Source organism: Pseudomonas sp. SO81 (assembly GCF_030374125.1).
GTDB lineage: Bacteria > Pseudomonadota > Gammaproteobacteria > Pseudomonadales > Pseudomonadaceae > Aquipseudomonas.
The window spans coordinates 3259384-3282196 of sequence record NZ_CP126126.1 but is presented as its reverse complement, the minus strand read 5'-3'; the positions used below and the strand labels follow the sequence as shown (position 1 = coordinate 3282196).

Sequence of the window (22813 nt, the reverse complement as noted above, 5' to 3'; positions counted from 1 at the left end):
GCGCAATGCACAAGGCCCCTTTCGGGGCCTCTTGTGTTTCTGCGCTAGAGCGCGGTTCAACGAGCCTGGACCAGCACTGCGCAGAGTTTCCCGATAGCCGCCAGCATCTGGAAGCTGGGACGTTCCAGACCCTTGTCCGGCACCGCCCACAGCTGCTGGCGCTGCACCGCCGGCAACTGCGGCCAGGCTCGCCAGTGCTGCAGTTCGGCGTCGCTGCCGGCGAGTATCACCTCGGGCGCCCGCCCCAGCACCGCCTCGACATTCACCTGCGGTGCCGGCAGCTGCAGATCGGCGAACACGTTGCGTGCGCCGCACACATCCAGGGCGTCACCGATGATCTGCCGCCCGCCGATGGTATACAGCGGCTCATGCCAGACCTGGTAGAACACCGGCAACGGCGGCTCGCGCCGGTAGCGCTGGCGCAGGCTCGCCAGGCCATCGCGGAAGCGCTGGCGCAGCTGGCGGCCACGCTCGGCAAGGCCGACCCGCTCGCCGACCTCGGCGAACTGCTCGGCCAACTGTTCGAGGTCGTGGGGTTCGCCGACATAGAGCGGGATGCCAAAGGACTGCAGCTGTTCACGCTGGGCCGCGGGAACGCTGTCCGGCCATAGCAGCAACAGATCGGGGCGCAGGGCCAACAGGGTTTCCAGTTCCACCTGGCCGTAGCGCCCCACCGAGGGGAGGTGCTTCAGCTCAACCGGCCGCTCGCCACCGTCAAGCACGCCAACCAGGCGCTCTTCGGCGCCCAGCTCCAGCATGATTTCCGACATCGAGGGTGCCAGGCTGACCACCCGCTCCGCCGCACACAGCGGCAGGCTCAGGACAAGCAGGCAGGCGGCGAAGAGGCGCTTAGCCAAGCTGGCGCGGGATGCGATACAGGCAGAGCAGCACCACGCTGCTCAGAGCGAGGAGGATCAGGGCGACGGCATTCAGCCCGCTGAACAGGGCGATCGCGGCGACCCAGCCCGGCAGGCAGGCGCCGAGAAAGGCCTTGCGCCGCTGGCGAGCCAGCTCCAGCCAGGCCTCGCGCTCGTGCTCGCCATCCAGCGCGGCCTCGGTGGCGATCAGCGCGCGCTTGTAGGCGGAGAACAGCGGCAGGCTGACGAACATGGACGCCATGCCGGCGATGAACAGCGGCATCTCCAGCACCGTGCCCAGCGCCTGGCTGCTGCCGAACAGCAGATTGAGGAAGAACAGCGGTGCCAGGGCGAAGCCGAGCCAGCGCCACCATTCGAGGGCGAGCCGGCGACGCACCTCGGCGCGCGTCACTCGGTCTCTTCCTGGTGTTGCAGCCCCAGCATGTGACCGAGCTTGCCGGCCTTGGTCGCCAGGTACTTGCTGTTGTGCGGGTTGCGCCCGATCTCCAGCGGGCGACGCTCGGCCACGCGCACGCCGAAGCCTTCCAGCGCCTTGACCTTGCGCGGATTGTTGGTCATCAGGTTGATCTCGCGAACGCCCAGGTGATCGAGCATCGGCTGGCAGATCGAGTAGTCGCGCTGGTCGGCGGCGAAGCCCAGGCGCTCGTTGGCCTCCACCGTGTCGGCCCCGCCATCCTGCAGTTCGTAGGCGCGGATCTTGTTCAGCAGGCCAATGCCACGACCCTCCTGGCGCAGGTACAGCAGCACACCGCGGCCCTCGCTGGCGATGGCGCGCAGGGCAGCTTCCAGCTGGGCGCCGCAGTCGCAGCGCTGGCTGAACAGCGCATCGCCGGTCAGGCACTCGGAATGCAGGCGACCCAGCACGGGCTGGCCATCGGCGATATCGCCCAGGGTCAGGGCCACGTGCTCCTTGCCGCTCTCCTCATCGAGGAAACCGTGCATGGTAAACACCGCGAAGGGCGTGGGCAGCTTGGAGGCGGCGACGAAGACGACGGACACCGGGTGCTCCTGTTGAACGTTCGGCAGAAAAGGCCGGCATTGTACCAGCAGCGTCGCACTGCGGCGCAGCGTGAATTGTCGGGGATAAGGATCGAAAGGGCCGATGAATCGGCCAAGCACACCTAGAGCTTGGACTCCAGCTGCAGCACGCCGTTCTCCTCACGCCAGCGCACCCGGCTGAGGAAGCTCATGCCCAACAGCACTTCGGTGGGCGAATCGCCCTCCAGCACCGCGCCTTCCACACCGAGCACCTCCAGACCGCCGATCTTGACGCTGTCGAGCTTGATCCGCCAGGCGCGGATATTGCCGCCGGCGGTGCTGGCGACCATGGGCTTGCCCTGCACCCGGTAGTCGATGCCCAGGCGGCGGGCCTGGCCTTCGTTCATCGCCACCGAGGTGGCGCCGGTATCGACCAGGAACTGCACCGGGTGACCATCGATGGAGCCGGCGATCCAGTAATGGTTGCCGACCCCGCGGCTGATGCTGAGCTGGGCCTTCTGCGGCCCGGAGCCAGCGCCAGCCTGGTTGTACTCGCGGCTGATGCCGTAGCTGCGCTGCACGCCATCGACTTCCAGCACCGCGCCCTTGCTGTCGGCGCTGACCACCTTGACCCCACCTGGGCCGGTCTGGCCATTGCGCACCAGCTTGCGCTGACCATCCACCAGCAGCACCGCGGCGCCGGGGAACAGGCCGACCACCTGAACCTGGGTCTCGGCATGCAGCAAGGGAGTCAGGGCCAGCAACAGGCTGGCGGCGAACAGCTCAAGGCGACGCATCGGGGATCTCCATGTCCTCGTCGAACGGATAAGGCTGCTGCCAGCGCCTGAAGACCGCTCGCAGCTTGCCGTCACGCACCAGCTCGGCCATGCGCCGATCGAAGAGTTCGGCCAGGGCGCGACCGCGGGCAGTATCGGCAAAGCCGGCATACAGCGGCAAGCGGGTCAGCGCGGTAGTGCGAAAGCGCGCAGAGTCCGGCCCCTCGCGCAGCACGTCCTCGACCTCGGTGGAGGCATCGAGGAAGAAGTCGGCATGCCCCAGTTCGAGCATGCGCAGAATACCGACGCGGCGCTGGATCTCTTCGTAGCGCTTAACACCGGGCAGATAGCGCTGATATTCGTAGCCACGAATCCACGACAGACGGTACTGACCGATGTTCTGCAGGGTCGGTACCGGCTGCTCGCGCAGGGACAGGGCGACTATCTGGTCGGCGTCGTAGGGCCAGCGCGGGTAGATGATCTTCTCGCTGACTTCGTCGCGGTAGGAGCCCAGCCAGGCATCCGCCTCGCCGCGCTGGACCAGGCCAATGGAGCGGGTGTAGGGCACGACGCGGAAGTGCATCTTCACCCCGGCCGGCTCGAACACCTGGCGCATGATGTCCCAGGCCAGGCCGCTGCCATCCTTGTTGGTATGGCCGACCCAGTGCTCGCTGACCAGCTGGACCTCGGCCGGCAGCGCCTGGCCGGCCTGGGCGATAGGCCACCCCAGACACCACAACAACGCCAGCCAGCAGACGCGCATGTACAGCCTCCGAATCAGGCCAGGCCCCAGACCAGCAACTGCATCGCCAGCCAGGCGAACACCCCGGCCAGCACGTCGTCCAGCATGATGCCGATGCCACCGTGCACATGGCGGTCGATCCAGCGGATCGGCCAGGGCTTGAGGATGTCGAACACACGGAACACTACAAAGCCTAGCAGCAACCACTGCCACCCCTCGGGCACCAGCCAGAGGGTGATCCACATGCCGACCATCTCGTCCCAGACGATGCCTTCGTGGTCGTGCACGCCCATGTCCTCGGCCACCCGGCCGCACAGCCAGAAACCGAACAGCATGGTCACGCCGAGCATCAGCCAGTAGCCCCAGTCCGGCAACATCTGCCACAGCGGGATGAAGGGGATCGCCACCAGCGAGCCCCAGGTCCCCGGCGCCTTGGGCATGAGGCCGGAGCCGAAACCGAAGGCGAGGAAATGCCAGGGATTGCGCCACACCCGCGGCGCCACTTTCACCAGTTCAGTCACCGCTACTCCCGAAATGCTGATAACCCGCCCGTGGCGGTTCAATGTGACGGCCCTGGCCGTCGATTAGCTGCACGCCCTGCCCTGCCTTCGCCTGGCCAATCACCACGGCCTCCGGCCATTGGGCCTGCAGAGCAGGCAGGAGTTCAGGCGGCAGGGTAAAGGCCAGGCGGTAGTCATCGCCACCGCTCAGTGCACAGTCCAGCGCCCCGCTGCCGGCCAGGGCGCGCAGGGCCGGCACCAGCGGCAGGCGGTCCTGCTCGATGTGCAGCGCCAGGCCGGATGCCGCGGCGATATGGCCGCAGTCGGCGAGCAGACCGTCGGAGATGTCCAGAGCCGCGCTGGCCTTACCACGCAACCACTGGCCGAGAGCCAGCTGCGGCTGCGGCGCCCAGTAGCGCGCCAGCAGGTAGTCGGCCGCCTCGCCCTGCGCCGCCTGCTGGCCGAGCACCAGCGGCAGCGCGCCAGCGCCATCGCCCAGGCTGCCGCCGACGCAAAGCAGATCACCGGGGCGCGCACCGCGGCGGGTCAGCGCCAGGCCAGTCGGCACCTGGCCGAACACGGTCAGCGTCAGGCACAGCGGGCCGCGTGTGGTATCGCCACCGACCAGGGCCAGACCACAGGCCTCGGCCATCTGTGACAGGCCACGGGCGAAAGCTTCCAGCCAGGCCGGCTCGGCCTGCGGCAGGGTCATGGCGAGAGTGAAACCGAGCGGCGTGGCGCCCATGGCCGCCAGATCACTGGCCGCCACGGCCAACGCACGCTGACCGAGCAGGTACGGGTCGCAGGGATCGGGGAAATGTACGCCGGCCACCAGGGTGTCGGTGGACACGGCCAGTTGCTGGCCGGGAGCCGGCTGCAGCAGGGCGCAGTCGTCGCCGATGCCCAGCGCCACTCCTTCGGCCGCCTGCGCACAGGGCGCGGCGGCGAAGTAGCGGCGGATCAGCTCGAACTCGCCCACAGCAGGCTGCCGATCAGCGCTTGTTGGCTTTGACTTCGGCCGCGCGCAGCACCGGCGCCAGCTTGTCCAGCACGCCGTTGACGAACTTGTGCCCGTCAGTGGCGCCGAACACCTTGGCCAGCTCGATGCCTTCGTTGATCACCACCTTGTAGGGCACGTCGACGCGGCTGGTCAGCTCCCAGGCGGACAGGCGCAGAATGGCCAGTTCTACCGGATCCAGCTCTTCCAGCGGGATATCCAGGAAGGTGGCGAAGGACTGGTCCAGCTCGGTCTTCTGCCGCGCCACACCCACGAGGATCTCGTGGAAGTAGGCGCCGTCGACGCCGCTGAAGTCGTTATCGACGCGGAACTGCGCTTCGATCTCGTTCAGCGACTGACCGGCCATATGCCACTGATACAGCGCCTGCATGGCCAGGCTGCGGGCCACGCGGCGCTGGGCGATCTTGCCCTTGGCCTTGGGCTGCGGAGCGTCCTGGCTGTCGTCGTGGTTCAGGCTCACTTGGCCTCCAGCTGCGCCAGCAGACTTACCATTTCCAGGGCGGACAGGGCAGCTTCGGCGCCCTTGTTGCCGGCCTTGGTGCCGGAGCGCTCGATGGCCTGCTCGATGGAGTCGACGGTCAGCACGCCGAAGGACACCGGTACGCCGTATTCCATGGAGACCTGGGCCAGGCCCTTGGTGCACTCGCCGGCGACGTATTCGAAGTGCGGGGTACCACCACGGATCACCGCGCCAAGGGCGATGATGGCGGCGAACTCGCCGCGCTGGGCGACTTTCTGGGTGACCAGCGGAATCTCGAAGGCACCCGGCGCGCGGATGATGGTGATGTCGCTTTCCTTCACGCCGTGGCGGACCAGGGCGTCGACGGCGCCGCTGACCAGGCTCTCGACGACGAAGCTGTTGAAGCGGCCAACCACCAGGGCGAATTTGCCTTGCGGGGCGATGAAGGTACCTTCGATGGTCTTCAGGGTCATGGGCGAGTCTCAGTCTGTATAAAGAGCCGGGGCGCCGATGGGCGTCCCGTGGGTATCAATGTAGAACGAAAAGCCGGGCCGGGCGCGGGCTGCGCTCGGCCGGGGTCGTCATTCAGCGGGCAGGTATTCTACAACTTCCAGGTCAAAGCCGGATATGGCGTTGAACTTCATCGGCGAGCTCATCAGGCGCATCTTGCGCACGCCCAGATCACGCAGGATCTGCGAACCGGCGCCGACGGTGCTGTAGGTCGCCGGGCTCGGCGCCGGTTGCTTGCCCAGGTGGGCCAGCAGTTCCGGACCGGTGAGCGGATTACCCAGCAGCAGCACCACGCCACTGCCGGCCTTGGCCACTTCGGCCATGGCCGCGCGCAGGCTCCAGCGGCCGGGCTGCTTGACCAGGAACAGGTCGCGCAGCGGCTCCATGTTGTGCACACGCACCAGGGTCGGCTCCTCGGCACACACCTTGCCCAGGGTCAGGGCCATGTGCGCGGTGTTCTCCACGCCGTCGCGGTAGGTGACCAGGGTGAACTGACCCAGCTCGGTGTCCAGTGGCTGCTCGCTGACGCGTTCGACGGTGCGCTCGTGGATCAGGCGGTAGTGGATCAGGTCAGCGATGGTGCCGATCTTGAGGTTGTGCTCGGCGGCGAATTTCTCCAGCTCCGGACGGCGGGCCATGGTGCCGTCGTCGTTCATGATCTCGCAGATCACGCCACTGGGCTCGAAACCGGCCATGCGCGCCAGGTCGCAGGCCGCCTCGGTGTGGCCGGCGCGGGCCAGCACGCCGCCGGGCTGGGCCATCAGAGGGAAGATATGGCCGGGGCTGACGATATCGTCGGCCACCGCGTTGCGCGCCACGGCGGCCTGCACGGTGCGTGCGCGGTCGGCGGCGGAGATGCCGGTGGTCACGCCCTCGGCCGCCTCGATGGAGACGGTGAACTTGGTGCCGAAGCCGGAGCCGTTGCGCGGCGCCATCAGCGGCAGCTTGAGCAGCTCGCAGCGCTCGCGGCTCATCGGCATGCAGATCAGGCCGCGGGCGAAGCGGGCCATGAAGTTGATATGTTCGGCCTGCACGCAGTCCGACGCGATGATGATGTCGCCTTCGTTCTCGCGGTCCTCGTCATCCATGAGGATGACCATCTTGCCGGCGCGAATGTCTTCGATCAGTTCTTCAGCGGTATTCAGAGCCATCTGGCCGTTCCTCAATTCTTCAGGTAGCCGTGTTCGGCCAGGAAACCTTCGGTTATGCCACTGGCGGTGGGCTCGGCGGCCTTGTCACCGAGCAGCAGGCGCTCCAGGTAACGGGCCAGCAGATCCACTTCCAGGTTGACCCGGCGACCGGACTGGTAGTCGGCCATGATGGTCTCGACCAGGGTGTGCGGCACGATGGTCAGCTCGAACTCGGCGCCATTCACCGCATTGACCGTCAGGCTGGTGCCGTCGACGGTGATCGAGCCCTTCAGGGCGATGTACTTGGCCAGCTCGCGCGGCGCGCGCACGGTGAACTGGATGGCGCGGGCATTGTCCTCGCGCTTGACGATCTCGCCGACGCCGTCGACATGGCCGCTGACCAGATGGCCGCCCAGGCGCGTGGTCGGGGTCAGGGCCTTCTCCAGGTTGACCCGGCTGCCGATCTTCAGGTCGATGAAGGCGCTGCAGGCCAGGGTCTCGCGGCTGACGTCGGCCCAGAAGCCGTCGCCCGGTAGCTCGACCACGGTCAGGCACACGCCGTTGACCGCGATGCTGTCGCCCAGCTTGACGTCGCCCAGGTCGAGCTTGCCGGTCTGCACGTACACGCGTACGTCGCCGCCCTTGGGGCTGAGGGCACGGATGGTGCCGATGGATTCGATTATGCCGGTGAACATGCGTCCTCCCGGAGGGTGTTGCAATGCAGCATGGATGAACTCCTGTTTTGGTCAAAAACAGGGCAATGCCGATCGATAGGGATTTTCGCGGGCGCAGCGGACGGCGCCCTGGAAGGGAATCCCGCTCTCTCTTTATCCGGACTATACCGTCGGCCCCGGAATCGCACCGGGTCTGCTGTCCCTTTCGCTGGAAAGGCGCTCGCGGGCTAGACAGTGACTGTCATTACCGCCGGTGGGGAATCGCACCCCGCCCTGAGAACGTGCAGCCCACAAAGTGGCTGCGGCTGGCTTTTTACCATATTTGCCACGCCACTGCATGACGACGCTTCGATCAAAGCCATCGAATGGTTCAGCGCGGCCGGGGCACGGCGATGATCCGCCAGTCGCTGCCGATGGCGCGCATCTCGCGAATCTCCAGCTCCTGCGCCTCGGCCATGCGCGCCAGCGGCCAGTCCAGCAGCGGACGGGCGCTGGAGCCGAGGAACTTGGGCGCGACGAACAGTTGGTACTCGTCGACCAGCCCGGCGCGGGCAAAGGCCCCGGCCAGCTTCGGCCCGGCCTCGACCAGCACCTCGTTGGCGCCACGCCCGGCCAGCTCCATCAGCAGACGGCGCAGGTCGACATGGCCATTGCTGCCCGGCACCGCCAGCAGTTCGTGGCCGTCCTCGAGGAAACGATCGCGGGCGGACGCGGCTGCGCAGGTGGCAACCAGCGCCGGGCCAGCCTGGAAGAACGGCGCGGCGAGCGGCACGCGCAAGCGGCCGTCGACCAGCACACGTAGCGGCGGGCGGTCGATGGCCAGGGCGGTCAGCTCGGCATTCAGGCCCAGTTCCTCGGCCCGAACGGTCAGGCGCGCCTGGTCGGTGAGCACGGTATCGGCGCCGGTGATTATCGCGCTGGCCCGCGCGCGCAGGCGTTGCACCGCGGCGCGCGCCTCGGGGCCCGTGATCCACTGACTCTCACCATTGGCCATGGCGGTGCGACCGTCCAGGCTCATGGCCAGCTTGACTCGCACGAACGGCAGGCCCTGCTCCATGCGCTTGATGAAACCGGCGTTGAGGGCTCGCGCCTCGGCCTCCAGCACGCCGCTGTGCACGGCGATGCCGGCGTGCATCAGGCGCAGCAGGCCCTTGCCGGACACGTCCGGATTGGGGTCCTGCATGGCCGCCACCACCCGCGCCACGCCGGCGGCCACCAGGGCATCGGCGCAGGGCGGCGTGCGACCATGATGGCTGCAGGGCTCCAGGGTCACGTAGGCGGTGGCGCCACGAGCCAGCTCGCCGGCCTGGCGCAGCGCGTGCACCTCGGCGTGCGGTTCGCCGGCCTTGGCGTGCCAGCCCTCGCCGACCACCTTGCCGTCGCGCACGATGACGCAGCCGACCCGCGGATTGGGATGGGTGGAGTACAGCCCCTTGCGCGCCAGCTCCAGCGCGCGGGCCATGTGTTGCTGATCGGCCGCGCTCATTCCTTGGACGGCTCGCGGGCCAGGCGCTCGATTTCCTCGCGGAATTCGTTGAGGTCCTGGAAGCGGCGGTACACCGAGGCGAAACGGATATAGGCGACTTCGTCGAGCTTCTGCAGTTCGGTCATCACCAGCTCGCCGAGCACCCGCGACTTGATCTCGCGCTCGCCGGTGGCGCGCAGCTTGTGCTTGATGTGGGCGATGGCCTCTTCCAGGCGCTCGACGCTGACCGGGCGCTTCTCCAGCGCGCGCTGCATGCCGGCACGCAGCTTCTCCTCGTCGAATGGCTGGCGGCTGCCGTCGGACTTGATCAGGCGCGGCATCACCAGCTCGGCGGTCTCGAAGGTGGTGAAGCGTTCGCCGCAGGCCAGGCACTCACGGCGCCGGCGCACCTGTTCGCCCTCGGCGACCAGGCGGGAATCGATGACCTTGGTGTCGTTGGCGGAACAGAACGGACAATGCATGGAAGATGAGGCCCTACGAAACGGTGGCTCATGGTAGCGCATGCCCCCGACAAGACAAGCCGCCGCCGTTGCGGTATACAGGCGCCCGATTTTTGCGCTATTCCAGCTAGATACGCCGCCGCATCGGATGCCGCCATGTTGCAACGCCCCGCCCTCGCCTGCCTGATCCTGCTGCTGGCCGCCTGCGCCAGCGAGCCGCCCAAGCCCATCGCCCCGGTCGTGCCGCCCCGCCCGGCACCCGTGGTCAAACCCGTAGCACCGGTCGAACAGGCCCTGCCCGCCCATATGCGCGAGCTGCGCGGCAGCCTGCAGACGCCGCCGCCCGGCAGCGAAGTGGAGATGGCCCTGCTGGTGGTGGACGAGCGTGACCGCCCGCAACAGCTGCTGGGCAGCCTCAAGCTGGCTGGCGATGGCCAGGCGCTGGCCTTCCGCCTGCCGTTCAACCCCGAGTACTTCCCGGTTGGCGCGCGGGTCGAGCTGCGCGCGCGCATCAGCCAATCCGGCCGCCTGATCCTGCGCCTGCCACCACAACGGGTGACCCAGGCGGTGACCCGCGACTTCGGCGCGCTGTCGCTGGTCAGCGCGCCATGAAGGCGCCCGAGGCGCTGCAGGCCGCCCTGCAACAGCTGCTCGGCGATGCCCGCCTGAGCGCCGAGACCCTGCCCGGCACCGATATCCGCCTGTGGCTGATCGACCCGAGCAACATGGACCGCAGCTTCAGCCCGGAAGAGACCCGGCGCATCCTCGAGGAACCGCCCTACTGGAGCTTCTGCTGGGCCAGCGGCCTGGCCCTGGCGCGCTGGCTGGCGGAGCAGCCGGAATGGGTGCGCGGCAAGCGCGTGCTGGACTTCGGCGCCGGCTCCGGCGTGGCGGCCATCGCCGCGGCCAAGGCCGGCGCGGCGGAAGTGGTGGCCTGCGACCTCGACCCGCTGGCCATCGAATCTTGCCGGGCCAACGCCGAGCTGAACGGCGTGGAGCTGAGCTACTCGCTGGACTTCTTCGCCGAACAGGACCGCTTCGACCTGATCATCGTCGCCGACGTGCTCTACGACCGCGCCAACCTGCCGCTGCTCGACGCCTTCCTCACTCGCGGCCAGGAGACCCTGGTGGCCGACTCGCGGGTCAAGGACTTCCAGCATCCGCTGTACCAACGCCTGGGCCTGCTCGACGCCTGCACCTGGCCGGACCTGGCCGAGCCGGAGGAATTTCGCAGCGTCAGCCTGTATCACGCCAAACGCCCTACTTAACCGTAGCCTCGATGTAATCCAGGCTTGTATCCGCCGGGCGCCGCCCGCATTTATAGTCGCATCACTGTTCCTCGGCTCGCACCGCGGGCCGCCAAGCGAGAATTGCCATGAGCGATACCCCCTACATCTTCGACGTGTCCGGCGCCGCCAGCTTCGAACAGCTGGTGATCGAGAACTCCTTCCACAAGCCGGTGCTGGTGGACTTCTGGGCCGAATGGTGCGCGCCGTGCAAGGCGCTGATGCCGATGCTGGCGAAGATCGCCGAGGAATATCGTGGCGAGCTGCTGCTGGCCAAGGTCGATTGCGACGCGGAGCAGGAAATCGTCTCGCGCTTCGGCATCCGCAGCCTGCCGACCGTGGTGCTGTTCAAGAACGGCCAGCCGGTAGACGGCTTCGCCGGTGCCCAGCCGGAATCGGCCATCCGCGAAATGCTCAAGCCCCATGTGGCCGAGCCGGCACCGCTGGCCGCCGACCCGCTGGAGACCGCCCAGGCGCTGTTCGCCGAGGAGCGCTTCGGCGAGGCCGAAACCCTGCTCAAGCAGGTGCTGACCGAGAACAACGAGAACGCCGCGGCGCTGATCCTCTACGCCCGCTGCCTGGCCGAACGCGGCGAACTGGGCGAGGCGGAAACCGAGCTCGGCGCGGTCAAGGGCGACGAACACAAGCAGGCCCTGGCCGGCGCCAAGGCGCAGCTGACCTTCCTGCGCCAGGCCGCCAGCCTGCCGGACGCCGCCGACCTGAAGAGCCGCCTGGCGCAGCATCCGGACGATGACGAGGCGAGCTACCATCTGGCCGTGCAGCAGCTGGCGCGCCAGCAGTACGAGGCGGCGCTGGAGGGCCTGCTCAAGCTGTTCGTGCGCAATCGCAGCTTCCAGGAAGGCCTGCCGCACAAGACCCTGCTGCAGGTGTTCGACCTGCTCGGCGGCGACCACCCGCTGGTCACCGCCTACCGCCGCAAGCTGTACCAGGCGATCTACTGATGGCGCCCTTCCGCCTGCTGCTGCGGGTGCGCTATGGCGAATGCGACGCCCAGCAGGTGGTGTTCAACGCCCGCTACGGCGACTACGTGGACGTGGCGGCCACCGAGTTCTACCGCGCCGTGTTCGGCAGCTACCAGAACCTGCTGGAGCAGAACCTGGACAGCCAGGTGGTGCGCATGACCATCGACTGGAGCGCGCCGGCGCGCTTCGACGATGTGCTGCAGCTGGAGGTGCGCACCCTGCGCCTGGGCAACAGCTCGTTCGCCCTGGAAGTGGACATCCGCCGTCAGGCCGACCAAGCCGCCATCGCCCGCGCCGAAGTCACCTATGTGATGGTCGATGCCCAGGCGTTCACCAAGGCGGCGATTCCCGACGCCATCCGCGCCCAGCTGGAACGCGGCGCGCCGGGCGTGACGGTCAACCAGGCCGGCTAGGCTGGGCACGAACCTCCGTAGGGCGGGTGTAACCCGCGCATCACCCCACCCAGCGATACAGCGGCGCCTCGGCGCCGCTTTCCACCTGCACCTGCGGGCAATGGCGCAGGCGCACCAGCAGGCGCTTGCCGGCCGCATCGCCACCGGCCAGGGCCGACAGCTCGCTCAACAGTTGCGGACCTTCCAGGCTGCCGGCGCGCTGCAGCAGCTCCTGGGCCAGCGGCCACAGGGCATCCGCAGGATTGCTGGCCGGCGTGGCTCGCGGCGTAGCGGGCGCGGCTTCCACCGGCAGATGAGCCGCCAGTTGCGCCCAGTCCTCGGCATCCATCTCCACCGTCAGGTCCACCGGCCAGTCGCCGACCCGCCCCTTGATTCGCAGCATCGTTCCCACTCCCGGATATCAGGCCGCCATGCTGCCATGTGCATGACGGGACTGGCCAATCGCGACACATTAGTGTTACAACATAACCTAACATTAAGTCGCCGGAGTTCGATTCATGCGCCGCATCCTGCTCGCCCTGCCCTTCGCCCTGCTGCCCCTGACCATTGCCCAGGCCGCCAGCCACGAACACGCGCATGACCATGCTCATGAGGAACACGGCAGCCTCGGCGCCCACGAGCATGGCGTGGCCAGCCTCAACGTGGCGCTGGACGGCCAGACCCTGGAAATCCAGCTGGAGAGCCCGGCGATGAACCTGGTCGGCTTCGAGCACAAGGCCAAAAGCGCTGCCGACCAGGCCAAGGTCGCTGCCGCGCGCAAGCACCTGGAGCAGCCCCAGGCGCTGTTCGCCCTGCCGATCGAGGCCAAGTGCGCCGTGCAGGAAAGCCAGCTGGACAGCCCGCTGTTCGAAGCTGCCGAGCACGCGGAACACGAGCACGGCGACGAACACGGCCACAGCGATATCGATGCCAGCTACCGCTTCGCCTGCGCCAACGCCGCGGCACTGCAGACCCTGGAACTGGGCAGCTTCTTCGGCACCTTCCCCGGCACCGAGAAGCTGCAAGTGCAATTGATCGGCCCCAGCGGCCAGCAAGGCGCCGAGCTGACCCCGAGCAACTCGCGCCTGAGCTTCTGACATATCACGGTGCACCTGCCGGGTGCGCCGCCCATCCTCTTGCCTTTAAGCTGTCGCCCTCTCCGACGCGCGAACCGCCCATGCCCGACGCACTGATCGAACTCCAAGACCTCGGCTTCGCCTGGCCCGGCCAGGCCGAGCTGCTGGATATCCCCGCCTTCACCCTGCAACGTGGCGAGAGCCTGTTCCTCAAGGGCCCTAGCGGCAGCGGCAAGACCACCCTGCTCGGCCTGCTCGGCGGCGTGCAGAAGCCCGGTCGTGGCAGCCTCAGGCTGCTCGGCCAAGAGCTGGCAAAGCTGTCCTCCGGCGCCCGCGACCGCTTCCGCGTCGACCACACCGGCTACATCTTCCAGCAGTTCAACCTGCTGCCGTTTCTCTCCGTGCGCGAAAACGTGGAGCTGCCCTGCCGCTTCTCCAGGAGCCGCGCCCAGCGCGCCAGCGAGCGTCACGGCAGTGTCGATGACGCCGCCGCGCAACTGCTCGAACACCTGGGCCTGAAGGCCGAGCTGCTGGAGCGCCGCGCCGACTCGCTGTCCATCGGTCAGCAGCAGCGGGTGGCCGCCGCCCGCGCGCTGATCGGCCAGCCGGAGCTGGTGATCGCCGACGAGCCGACCTCAGCCCTGGACCACGACGCCCGCGAGGCCTTCCTCCAGCTGTTGTTCGCCGAATGCCGCGCCGCCGATGCCAGCCTGCTGTTCGTCAGCCACGACCAGAGCCTGGCGCCCCTGTTCGACCGTAGCGTGTCGCTGGCCGAACTGAATCGCGCCAGCAAGCCGGTGGAGGTATAGGGTCTGTTCCCGGTTTTTTGTGGGCCGCGCCGGAGCCAGTTTTTGCGCGGAGCAAGGCATGAGGAGAGAAGTTTGGTTATTCCAAATGAACGACGAATAACGCAGCGCCGCGCAAAAACTGACCCGGCCCTTCGGGTTGCGCGGCAAATGGCGCCATGCGTTGTTGTGGGACTTGCCAAGGGGGCGACCATTGCCTGCGTCCCGCGCCTAGCCTGGCGCCATTTGGCGCAGCAACGCGGCCCACAAAAAACCGGGAACAGACCCTAACATGCACCTGCTCCGCATCGCCCTGGCCAGCCTGGCCAACCGCCGCTTCACCGCGCTGCTCACGGTGTTCGCCATTGCCCTCTCGGTGTGCCTGCTGCTGGCCGTCGAGCGCGTGCGTACCGAGGCGCGTGCCAGCTTCGCCAGCACCATCAGCGGCACCGACCTGATAGTCGGTGCCCGCTCGGGCAGCGTGAACCTGCTGCTGTATTCGGTATTCCGCATCGGCAACGCCACCAACAATATCCGCTGGGACAGCTTCGAAGCCCTGGCTAACAGCCCCCAGGTGAAGTGGGCGATTCCGCTGTCGCTGGGCGACTCGCACCGCGGCTACCGGGTGCTGGGCACCGATCCCGGCTACTTCGAGCACTACCGCTATGGCCGCGCCCAGCCGCTGCAACTGGCCGAGGGCAAGCCGTTCGCCGACCTGTTCGAGGTGGTGCTCGGCGCCGAGGTGGCCGAGGCATTGAAGTACAAGCTGGGCGACCAAATCGTCCTGTCCCACGGCGTGGCCACCGTCAGCCTGACCCAGCACGACGACAAGCCCTTCACCGTGGTCGGCATCCTCGCCCGCACCGGCACGCCGGTGGACCGCACCCTGCACATCTCGCTGCAGGGCATGGAGGCGCTGCATGTCGACTGGCAGAACGGCATGCCGGCGCGCGGCAACGCCAAGGTCTCGGCCGAGCAGGCCCGCGACATGCACCTGCAGCCCAAGGCGATCACCGCCGTGCTGCTCGGCCTGAAGAGCAAGGTCGCGACCTTTGCCGTGCAGCGCCAGGTCAACGAATTCCGCGGTGAGCCGCTGCTGGCGATCCTCCCCGGCGTGGCCCTGCAGGAGCTGTGGAGCCTGATGGGCACGGCGGAGAAGGCGTTGTTCGTGGTCTCGCTGTTCGTCGTGCTGACCGGCCTGATCGGCATGCTCACCGCCATCCTCACCAGCCTCAACGAACGACGCCGCGAGATGGCCATCCTGCGCTCGGTGGGCGCGCGGCCCTGGCATATCGCCGGGCTGCTGGTGCTGGAGGCGCTGGTGCTGGCCGCGGCCGGCGCGGCCCTGGGCCTGGCGCTGCTGTACGGCGGCATCGCCATCAGCCAGGGCTGGGTGCAGGCGCAATATGGCCTGTATCTGCCGCTGGCGCTGCCCAGCGCCTATGAGTGGAGCCTGCTCGGCGCTATTCTGGGCGCCGCCCTGCTGATGGGCGCCGTGCCGGCCTGGCGCGCCTATCGGCAGTCGCTGGCCGACGGCCTGTCCATTCGTCTATGAGGTTGCCCATGCGCCATCTGCTGTTCGCTCTGCTGCTCGCCATTGCCACTCCACTGTGGGCAGCCCCCGCTCTGGCAGACAGTGCGCGCGAGCTGACCTGGAGCGAGCTGATTCCGGAAGGTGCACCGCCGCAGGCGCCACAGCAGGCGCCGATGCACGACCTGTCGCAGCTGGCCGATGCCCTGGCCGCCGAGAGCGGTCCGGCGGCCCAGCAATCCACGCCGGACGCCCCGGTGGTCAAAGACCTGGATAATCAGCAGATCAAACTGCCCGGCTACATAGTGCCGCTGGACGTGACCGAGGAAGGCCGGGTGACCGAGTTCCTCTTCGTGCCTTACTTCGGCGCCTGCATCCATGTGCCGCCACCGCCGTCCAACCAGATCGTGCATGTCACCAGCGAGCTGGGCGTGCAGATGGAAGCCCTGTACCAGCCGTTCTGGATCGAGGGTCCGCTCAAGGTCGAGGCCACCGACAGCGAGATGGGCAGCGCCGGCTACAAGATGACGGCGGAAAAAATCTACGCCTACGAGATGTAGTGCGACAGGCCGCCGCACCCCAAGGTGCGCGGCCATTGAGCCAGATCAACAAGCGCCCCCGGGGGCTCCGTAGCATGACAGTCAGCCAATACGAACTGCTGACTCCCCGGAGCCCATCATGAATAAAACACTGTTCGCCACTTCCCTGCTGGCCCTCGCCCTGGCCGCTCCGCTGGCCCAGGCCCATCAGGCCGGCGACATCATCCTGCGTGCCGGTGCCATCACCGTCGACCCGCACGAGAGCAGCAGCGACATCTGGGTCGGCGCCCTCGGCACCGACGTGGCCGGCACCAAGGCCACCCTGGACAGCGACACCCAGCTCGGCCTGAACTTCGCCTACATGGTCACCGACCACGTCGGTGTCGAGCTGCTGGCAGCCACGCCGTTCAGCCATGACGTCGGCGTCAAGGGCATGCCCGGCGCCTTCTCCGGCCTCAACGGCAAGCTCGGCGAGCTCAAGCACCTGCCGCCGACCCTGAGCGTGGTGTACTACCCGCTGGACGCCGCCTCGGCCCTCCAGCCCTATGTCGGCGCCGGCATCAACTACACCTGGTTCTTCGACACCAAGCTGAGCAGCGAGGCCGAGGACAAGGGCTTCAGCGGTCTCGACCTGGACGACTCCTGGGGCCTGGCCGCCCAGGTGGGCATGGACTACATGCTGACCGACAACGTGATGGTCAACGCCCAGGTGCGCTACATCGATATCGACACCCAGGGCAGCACCAGCTTCGGCGGCCGCGAGGTCGAGGTGGATGTGGACGTCGATCCCTTCGTCTACATGATCGGCCTGGGCTACAAGTTCTGAGTCGAGCCCGCTGCAGAAAAAAAGCCCCGCATTCGCGGGGCTTTTCCATTACAGGTCACGCGCCACGCCGGCGTAGCCCGGATGCAATCCGGGAGGCGGAGCGGCGAGCTTTCCCGGATTACATCCGGGCTACGGCTCTGCGCTCGCGATAAGCATGGGGAAAATCTGCACCCTATCGACAAACAAAAAGCCCCGCGAATGCGGGGCTTTTTCGCAGGGCGGGTGCAACCCGCGTTTGTCGCTCTCGCGGGGTTCATCCGCCCTACTTGCCGAGCAGCTGCGCCAGCCCCTGCGTCAGCGGCGTGGCCGGCGCCAACTGGTAGCGCTGACGCAGCAGGCTGTTGTCCGCCTTGGAGTGACGGATATCGCCGGGGCGCGCCTCGCCATAAGTGACTTCGGGCAGGCCGCCGAGCACCTGGCGCACTGCGTCCAGCAGCTGGTTGAGGCTGACCGACTGGCTGTGGCCGACGTTCACCGCGCCGGGCTCCACTGTGGTCTTGCTCAGGCCCTGCACCAGCAGCGGCACCAGGTCGGCGACGTAGAAGAAGTCGCGGGTCTGCTCGCCGTCGCCGAACACCGTGATCGGCCGACCGGCCTGGGCGCGCTCGGTGAAGATGCTGATCACCCCCGAGTAGGGCGACGAGGGATCCTGGCGCGGGCCGAAGATATTGAAGAAGCGGAAGATCGCCGGCTCCAGGCCGTGCTGGCGGCGGTAGAAGTCCAGGTAGTACTCGCTGGCCAGCTTGTCCGCGGCGTAGGGCGTCAGCGGCGCCATGGGCGTGTCCTCGCCGACCGCCACGCCCTCGCCGTTGTTGCCGTACACCGCCGCGCTGGAGGCGAACACCACCCGGCGCACGCCAGCCTCGCGCATGGCCTCACAGATATTCAGGGTGGCGACGAAGTTGCTCTGGTGGGTGCTCACCGGGTCATCCACCGAGGCCTGCACCGAGGCCACCGCGGCTAGGTGCGCCACCGCGCTGCAGCCGATCATGGCGCGGCGCACCAGCGCGGCGTCGGCGGCGTCACCTTCGATCAGCTCCAGGCGCGGATTGTCCAGCGCCAGGTTGCTGCGTTTGCCGGTGGACAGGTTGTCCAGCACGCGCACCCGGTGGCCGGCGGCCAGCAGGGCGTCACAGAGGTGGGAACCGATGAAACCGGCGCCGCCGGTGACCAGGATCAGGGAGTCGGACATGGGATTCTCGAAAGCGCTTCAGACGTGGCGATAGTAGCGGTCGAGCAGCGCCGGCAGCCCGGCGCGCCAGGCCCGCGGCTTGATGCCGAAGGTATGCAGGATCTTCTTGCAGGCCAGCACCGCGTGCTGCGGCTCGTCGGCGGCGTCGCTGCGGGCGGCGTGGGCCTGGGGACCGACTTCCTGCACCTTGAGCGGGTGCAGGCCGCGCACCTCGCCGATCACCGCCTGGCCGAGGGCCAGCGGCGTGGTCGCCTCGTGGCCACCGTAGTGGTAGATGCCCCATAGCGGGCTCTGGCAGTCCAGCTGCTTGAGCACGGCAAGGATGACCCGCGCGGCGTCGTCCACCAGGGTCGGGTTACCGCGGCGGTCGTCGGCCATGAACAGCTCCTGTTCCAGCTCGGCGCGACGCAGGAAGCGGCCGAGCAGGCCGTCGGCGCTGTCGTCCAGCAGCCAGCCGAAGCGCAGCAGCACATGCCGCGGGCAGGTGGCACGCACGCACTGTTCGATGCGCAGCAGGGCCTGGCCACGCAGGCCCAGGGGCACCGGTTCGTCCTTCTCGCTGTAGGCGGTGGCCCGCGAGCCGTCGAACACTCTATAGCTGGAGGGCTGCAGCAGCAGGATATTGTGGTGCTGGCACAGTTCGGCCAGACGCTCCATGGCCCGCTCCTGGGGCGCGAAGCGGCGCTCGTCGAAGCCCTCGGCCTGGAACCAGTCGAAGTAGTAGGCCAGGTTGATCAGCGCATCGGGGCGGGTCTCGTCGAGCAACTGGGTGAGGCTGGCCCGGTCCCAGCCGCCTTCCGGCGGACGCGGGGCGAGGAAGCCGATGTCCTCCTCGGCACCCTGGCGCACCAGCGCCTGACCCAGGGCATTACCCCCTCCCAGCAACAACAGCCGCATTCGCATAGTTCAGAACAAGACCCGAAAGACCGACGAAGGCCCCGGCCGCCGTGGCGGCGGGGCGAAAGTGGTCATTCTGCGGGTTTCGCGGCGGCTCGTCACTACCGAGGCCGGCGCGCCGGCCCCGGTGGCTGGCTACTGCACGGTGAAACTGCGGCTGGCGCCGGAGAAGGCGCTGATCCTGCCGGTCACCGGCGCCTTGCTGTCGCCGTAGTGGACCAGGCGGTACTCGCCTGGCGGCGTGCCGGCCGGGATGGTCCAGCGCAGGGTGGCCTGGGAGGTACCCCAGAAGCCGTCCTTGCGCAGCCAGTGGTACTGGGTGCTCCAGTCGTTGTCGCGGGCCACCACCTGCCAGGCGCCGTTCACCTTGCGCTGCACCTCGAGGAAGGTGCTCTCGGTGCGCAGGTTGTTGCGCGGGTGGCCGGTCCAGAACACCGCCTGGGCCGTGTCGCCGATGCGGTACTGGGCGTTGGCGTCCGTCACCAGCTGACCGAAGCGCTTGCCCACCGGCGGATTGTCGTAGACCACCCCGGTGACGAAGTTGCTCTGATCGTTGCGCAGGTCGCGCGGCACCAGGGTGCTGATCACCGCCTGCTGGTCGCGCAGGGCCACGGCCAGGTCGTGGAACACCTGCTGGTAGGCGGCCAGGGTCCAGCGCCCGAAGTGGGTGGAGCCGCCCTCGTAGTGCTGCTTGTCGTACTCCTCGGCGGTGGTGACGTAGCCGGAGTAGGCGTTGGACAGCCCGGCCACCACCAGCAGCTGGTCATTGCCGAGCACGCCGCGCACCGTCTCGCGCAGGCGCCGGCCGGACATCACGGTGAACTCGCCGGGCACCGCCAGCAGGGCGAACTGGCCGATGCGCAGGATCGACGCCGGCAGCACCTCGGGGCTCCAGGGATAGGGCTTGAACGCGCTCTGCTGGAGGATGATGGGCTTGGGCGCCTGGCAGGCGATGTCCGCTGCGGTCGGCGGAGTGATGGCCTGGGTGATCAGGTTGAGCAGCGGGTTGGTCTCCACCGTGCCCTCGTCGACATCCTCCAGGCCGCGACCGTCCTCGGTGCCGGCGGCGAAGGCATAGCCCAGCGCGGCGTTGCAGGTCTGCCGCTCCTGGCCGCCGCCGAACTGCGGGCGTACGCGGATCTTGGAGAAGTCGTTGTACTGCTGGCGGAAATCGACGGCGCCGGTCAGCTGCAGGCTGGCGCCCTGGTACAGCGCCAGGGCCTTGTCGAACTGGCGGTCGCCGATGATCTCGGTGTTGCGGAACTGGTCCTGGGTCGGGCCGGTGCCGTCCAGGTTGAGATTGGGCGTGGTGTCGGCATGGTTGCTCTGGGCGAAGGAGGCAATGAAATCCGGGTTGCCCTGGGCCCTGGCCAGCTCCTCGAAGCGCCATTCGGCGCGGCCCTTGTTGTCGCTGGTGAGCAGGGTGTTGCTCTTGTTCATCGACACCGGGTGCACAGCGAACCAGCTGATCATGCCGGCGTCGCGGTTGCCCTGGCGCAGGCGCAGCACCAGCATCTCCGGGTCGATCGAGCTGCCGTAGCGCGCCCGCTCCTCGGCCGGGTTGTTGTCATAGGCGGCCTGCGAGCGGTTGATGCTGGCGTTGCTCAGCTCGCCGCGATTGACCAGCACGTGGCCGGGCTGCAGATTGGCGTGGGCCTCGGCGATGGCCGCGACTATGCCGTTGACCTGGGCTTCGAAGTTCTCCTTGATGAAGCCGAAGATGGTCACGTTGTACAGCGCGTAATGCGACTGGCCGCCGGCGGCGCCATGGGTGTGGGTGGCGCTGAGCACCACATTCTGCTCGGTGTAGCGCTCGCCGAAGCGCTGGCGCAGGCGCTCGATCACCGCCTGGTTGACCGACTGGAACAGCGCGCCGGCATCGACGTTGACGAACACCACGGACGGCCCGCCGTTGGGCTGGGCGACGATGTAGGCGCGGGCGTACTGGCGGTTGTGGATGCCGCTGCTTTTCTGCGCGGGGTCGGCATAGCCCATCATGCCGACCTCGGCGGCGGCGCCGGTGACGTCGTACTTGCCGACGCCGATCAGGTAGTTGTCGCTGTAGGCCTGGACGGCCAGGGACAGGACGCTGCCCAGGAACGCGAGCAGCAGTGTGGCGATTCTCCTTGTTTTCATGTTTCAGCACCTCGAGCCGTAGGCTCTTGCATGAACTGCAATCGGTGGCTTGAACTCAGCCGGTGGGTTTCTCGGTCGTCCGGTTTTGCGGCGGCAAAGCTCCGCCCTGCGGCGAGGCCGCAAGCCCGAACCCCCAAGGTGGAAAGCTGTTCGAATGCCCTCCCCGCCGCGGGAGAGGGTCAGGGCGAGGGCCTGACGATCACCCCTCGCCCATGCCGGGTTACTGCGTGCCCTTGCGGCGCAGACTGGCCGGGGTGAAGTAGTTTTCCGGCGGTGGCGTGAGGAGGAACTGGCGCGGCGCCTTCTCGTTGTTGCGCAGGCCGATCACCGTGTAGCTGCGGGCGATCAGGTCGTGGTAGACCAGGTTCACCGGGGTGATGTTGGGCACCTCGTAGGCGTTCTTGCTGAACGCCAGGTTGACGTGCCACAGCTCGCCGCGGGCGTCGTAGTTCTCCACCATCAGGGCGTACCAGCTGTCCTCGTCGAGGTAGAAGCGGCGCTTGGCATGCACGTGGCGCTGGCCCTGGCGCAGGGTCGCCTCGACCACCCATACGCGGTGCATTTCCCAGCGGGTCAGGTCGCTGCTCAGGTGGCCCGGCTTGACCAGCTCATCCACCTTGCGCCCCGGTTTTTCCATGGCGTAGTTGTGGTAGGGCACCAGCAGGCTGCGCTTGCCGATCAGCTTCCAGTCGTAGCGATCGGTGGCGCCGTTGTACATGTCGGTGTCGTCGGCGTAGATGCCGTCGATCGGCGTGTCGTAGGCCAGGGTCGGCGCGCGGCGCACGCGGCGCTGGCCGGGGTTGTAGATCCACGCCGAACGCGGCTCGGCGACCTGGTCGATGGTCTCGTGCACCAGCAGCGCACGGCCCACGTCGCGGGATGGCGGCAGCAGCTCGCTGGCGAAGAAGTACATGATGTTGTCGAGGCTGCCGGCGTCCTTCTTCGGGTTGTAGTAGTTGGACAGCAGCTGGATGCGCTCGCGCAGGATCGAGTAGCTGCCGCTGGTGGTGACCTGGGCGGTCACCGACACCTCGTCCTGGTAGCGACCCTGCCAGCGGGCGATGTGGTTCCAGATCGCCTCGCGACCGTCCGCCGGAATCGGGAAGGGAATGCCGGCATAGGCGCCCTGCAGACCGTTGCCGCCTTCGGCCAGGGTCGCCTGCTCGGCGTTGCGCCGGGTGTTGGCGATGATCTCGCTGGGCGCGACGAAGCTGCGATGACTGGGATAGACCGGCAGCTTGAAGGTCTGCGGGTAGGCCTTGAGCAGTGCCTTGACCCCGTCACTCAGGTTGGCTTCCTCGGCGGCCATGTTCTGCGCGTCGATCACCCGCAGCGGCTGCTCATCGGCATAGGGATCGACGTGGAAGCTGCCCGGTCCGCCGTAGCCGGCCGGCGCCTGCACGGCAGTGCCCCACTCGGGAATGCCCTTGGCCGCATCGCCCTGGCGCTCGCCGCCGAAGGGGGTCAGCACGCCATCGAGTTGCGCTGCCTGCTCGGCACTCACCTTGGCCTGGGCGGCCAGGGGCAGCAGCAGACCGAGGGAGAGCAGGACGGAGGTAAATGCTGTTCTGGTCATGG

The 22813-nt window shown here is 67.7% G+C and carries 27 protein-coding genes and 1 riboswitch; of the genes, 9 read left to right on the top strand and 18 right to left on the bottom strand.

From position 1 onward, the window contains the following. Positions 1-56 precede the first annotated feature (56 nt). The 13 genes from OH686_RS15370 to nrdR all read right to left on the bottom strand — a co-directional run bounded on the left by OH686_RS15370 (position 57) and on the right by nrdR (position 9613). Positions 57-857: a cobalamin-binding protein gene (locus tag OH686_RS15370; RefSeq protein ID WP_289533703.1), complete on the bottom strand. Its 801-nt coding sequence runs from the start codon at positions 855-857 to the stop codon at positions 57-59. Next, a complete protein-coding gene (locus OH686_RS15365; protein WP_289533702.1) occupies positions 850-1269 on the bottom strand; it encodes an MFS transporter in 420 nt (139 codons plus the stop codon). The genes OH686_RS15370 and OH686_RS15365 overlap by 8 nt, the downstream gene beginning before the upstream one ends. Then, a complete protein-coding gene (gene ribA / locus OH686_RS15360) occupies positions 1266-1877 on the bottom strand; it encodes a GTP cyclohydrolase II (protein WP_137970792.1) in 612 nt (203 codons plus the stop codon). The genes OH686_RS15365 and ribA overlap by 4 nt, the downstream gene beginning before the upstream one ends. A 122-nt stretch (positions 1878-1999) precedes the next feature. Continuing rightward, positions 2000-2653 carry a retropepsin-like aspartic protease family protein gene (locus tag OH686_RS15355; protein WP_289533701.1) on the bottom strand — a complete coding sequence of 218 codons (654 nt, stop codon included), beginning with the start codon at positions 2651-2653 and terminating at the stop codon, positions 2000-2002. Beyond that, positions 2640-3395: a substrate-binding periplasmic protein gene (locus tag OH686_RS15350; protein ID WP_289533700.1), complete on the bottom strand. Its 756-nt coding sequence runs from the start codon at positions 3393-3395 to the stop codon at positions 2640-2642. The genes OH686_RS15355 and OH686_RS15350 overlap by 14 nt, the downstream gene beginning before the upstream one ends. A 14-nt stretch (positions 3396-3409) precedes the next feature. Then, positions 3410-3895, bottom strand: coding sequence for a phosphatidylglycerophosphatase A family protein (locus OH686_RS15345; RefSeq protein WP_256662093.1), 486 nt, complete (start codon positions 3893-3895; stop codon positions 3410-3412). Continuing rightward, a complete protein-coding gene (gene thiL, locus OH686_RS15340; RefSeq protein ID WP_289533699.1) occupies positions 3888-4853 on the bottom strand; it encodes a thiamine-phosphate kinase in 966 nt (321 codons plus the stop codon). Before thiL ends, OH686_RS15345 begins: the two co-directional genes overlap by 8 nt. 13 nt (positions 4854-4866) lie before the next feature. Further along, complete coding sequence (nusB, locus tag OH686_RS15335) at positions 4867-5346, bottom strand: transcription antitermination factor NusB (RefSeq protein ID WP_502942816.1); 480 nt, start codon at positions 5344-5346, stop codon at positions 4867-4869. A 2-nt stretch (positions 5347-5348) separates the two neighbouring features. Next, positions 5349-5825: a 6,7-dimethyl-8-ribityllumazine synthase gene (ribH, locus tag OH686_RS15330; RefSeq protein WP_279867760.1), complete on the bottom strand. Its 477-nt coding sequence runs from the start codon at positions 5823-5825 to the stop codon at positions 5349-5351. Positions 5826-5933: 108 nt separating this feature from the next. Continuing rightward, the gene (gene ribBA / locus OH686_RS15325; protein ID WP_289533696.1) at positions 5934-7013 is read right to left on the bottom strand and encodes a bifunctional 3,4-dihydroxy-2-butanone-4-phosphate synthase/GTP cyclohydrolase II; all 1080 of its coding nucleotides are present in this window, start codon (positions 7011-7013) and stop codon (positions 5934-5936) included. Positions 7014-7024: 11 nt separating this feature from the next. Continuing rightward, positions 7025-7687 carry a riboflavin synthase gene (locus OH686_RS15320; RefSeq protein WP_279867758.1) on the bottom strand — a complete coding sequence of 221 codons (663 nt, stop codon included), beginning with the start codon at positions 7685-7687 and terminating at the stop codon, positions 7025-7027. Positions 7688-7806: 119 nt separating this feature from the next. Continuing rightward, positions 7807-7951: riboswitch (FMN riboswitch) on the bottom strand. An 85-nt stretch (positions 7952-8036) separates the two neighbouring features. Beyond that, positions 8037-9152: a bifunctional diaminohydroxyphosphoribosylaminopyrimidine deaminase/5-amino-6-(5-phosphoribosylamino)uracil reductase RibD gene (gene ribD, locus OH686_RS15315; protein WP_289533694.1), complete on the bottom strand. Its 1116-nt coding sequence runs from the start codon at positions 9150-9152 to the stop codon at positions 8037-8039. Next, complete coding sequence (gene nrdR / locus OH686_RS15310; protein WP_137970782.1) at positions 9149-9613, bottom strand: transcriptional regulator NrdR; 465 nt, start codon at positions 9611-9613, stop codon at positions 9149-9151. Before nrdR ends, ribD begins: the two co-directional genes overlap by 4 nt. Before the next feature lie 135 nt (positions 9614-9748). On the opposite strand from nrdR, the gene OH686_RS15305 reads away from it, so the two are divergent. The 4 genes from OH686_RS15305 to OH686_RS15290 all read left to right on the top strand — a co-directional run bounded on the left by OH686_RS15305 (position 9749) and on the right by OH686_RS15290 (position 12274). Further along, positions 9749-10204, top strand: coding sequence for a YbaY family lipoprotein (locus tag OH686_RS15305; protein ID WP_289533692.1), 456 nt, complete (start codon positions 9749-9751; stop codon positions 10202-10204). After that, positions 10201-10860, top strand: coding sequence for a class I SAM-dependent methyltransferase (locus OH686_RS15300; RefSeq protein ID WP_289533690.1), 660 nt, complete (start codon positions 10201-10203; stop codon positions 10858-10860). Before OH686_RS15305 ends, OH686_RS15300 begins: the two co-directional genes overlap by 4 nt. Positions 10861-10967: 107 nt before the next feature. Then, positions 10968-11840 (top strand): thioredoxin, encoded by an 873-nt coding sequence (gene trxA, locus OH686_RS15295; protein ID WP_289533688.1) that lies wholly within the window; start codon positions 10968-10970, stop codon positions 11838-11840. Next, positions 11840-12274 carry an acyl-CoA thioesterase gene (locus OH686_RS15290; RefSeq protein WP_289533686.1) on the top strand — a complete coding sequence of 145 codons (435 nt, stop codon included), beginning with the start codon at positions 11840-11842 and terminating at the stop codon, positions 12272-12274. Before trxA ends, OH686_RS15290 begins: the two co-directional genes overlap by 1 nt. Positions 12275-12314: 40 nt before the next feature. Here the strand turns inward: OH686_RS15290 and OH686_RS15285 are convergent, their stop codons facing one another. After that, positions 12315-12656, bottom strand: coding sequence for a hypothetical protein (locus OH686_RS15285; protein WP_289533685.1), 342 nt, complete (start codon positions 12654-12656; stop codon positions 12315-12317). 115 nt (positions 12657-12771) lie between these two features. Here OH686_RS15285 and OH686_RS15280 point away from each other — a divergent pair, with 115 nt between their 5' ends. The 5 genes from OH686_RS15280 to OH686_RS15260 all read left to right on the top strand — a co-directional run bounded on the left by OH686_RS15280 (position 12772) and on the right by OH686_RS15260 (position 17010). Then, entirely contained in the window at positions 12772-13350 is a 579-nt protein-coding gene (locus tag OH686_RS15280) for a DUF2796 domain-containing protein (RefSeq protein ID WP_289533684.1), read from the top strand. A gap of 80 nt (positions 13351-13430) precedes the next feature. Then, positions 13431-14138: an ABC transporter ATP-binding protein gene (locus OH686_RS15275; RefSeq protein WP_289533682.1), complete on the top strand. Its 708-nt coding sequence runs from the start codon at positions 13431-13433 to the stop codon at positions 14136-14138. A 268-nt stretch (positions 14139-14406) separates the two neighbouring features. Further along, a complete protein-coding gene (locus OH686_RS15270; protein WP_289533680.1) occupies positions 14407-15669 on the top strand; it encodes an ABC transporter permease in 1263 nt (420 codons plus the stop codon). Between the two features lie 8 nt (positions 15670-15677). Continuing rightward, positions 15678-16205, top strand: a complete 528-nt coding sequence (locus tag OH686_RS15265; RefSeq protein ID WP_289533679.1) for a DUF3299 domain-containing protein — start codon at positions 15678-15680, stop codon at positions 16203-16205. 118 nt (positions 16206-16323) lie between these two features. Next, a complete protein-coding gene (locus OH686_RS15260) occupies positions 16324-17010 on the top strand; it encodes an OmpW/AlkL family protein (RefSeq protein WP_289533677.1) in 687 nt (228 codons plus the stop codon). Positions 17011-17272: 262 nt separating this feature from the next. Here the strand turns inward: OH686_RS15260 and OH686_RS15255 are convergent, their stop codons facing one another. The 4 genes from OH686_RS15255 to OH686_RS15240 form a co-directional block, all read right to left on the bottom strand. After that, complete coding sequence (locus OH686_RS15255) at positions 17273-18202, bottom strand: NAD-dependent epimerase/dehydratase family protein (protein ID WP_289533675.1); 930 nt, start codon at positions 18200-18202, stop codon at positions 17273-17275. Positions 18203-18220: 18 nt separating this feature from the next. Continuing rightward, on the bottom strand, positions 18221-19105 hold the full coding sequence (locus tag OH686_RS15250) for a sugar nucleotide-binding protein (RefSeq protein WP_289533674.1): 885 nt from the start codon (positions 19103-19105) through the stop codon (positions 18221-18223). 129 nt (positions 19106-19234) lie between these two features. Then, positions 19235-21235 carry a neutral/alkaline ceramidase gene (locus OH686_RS15245; protein WP_289533673.1) on the bottom strand — a complete coding sequence of 667 codons (2001 nt, stop codon included), beginning with the start codon at positions 21233-21235 and terminating at the stop codon, positions 19235-19237. A gap of 220 nt (positions 21236-21455) precedes the next feature. Next, a complete protein-coding gene (locus OH686_RS15240) occupies positions 21456-22811 on the bottom strand; it encodes a DUF1329 domain-containing protein (RefSeq protein ID WP_289533672.1) in 1356 nt (451 codons plus the stop codon). Between the last annotated feature and the right edge of the window lie 2 nt (positions 22812-22813).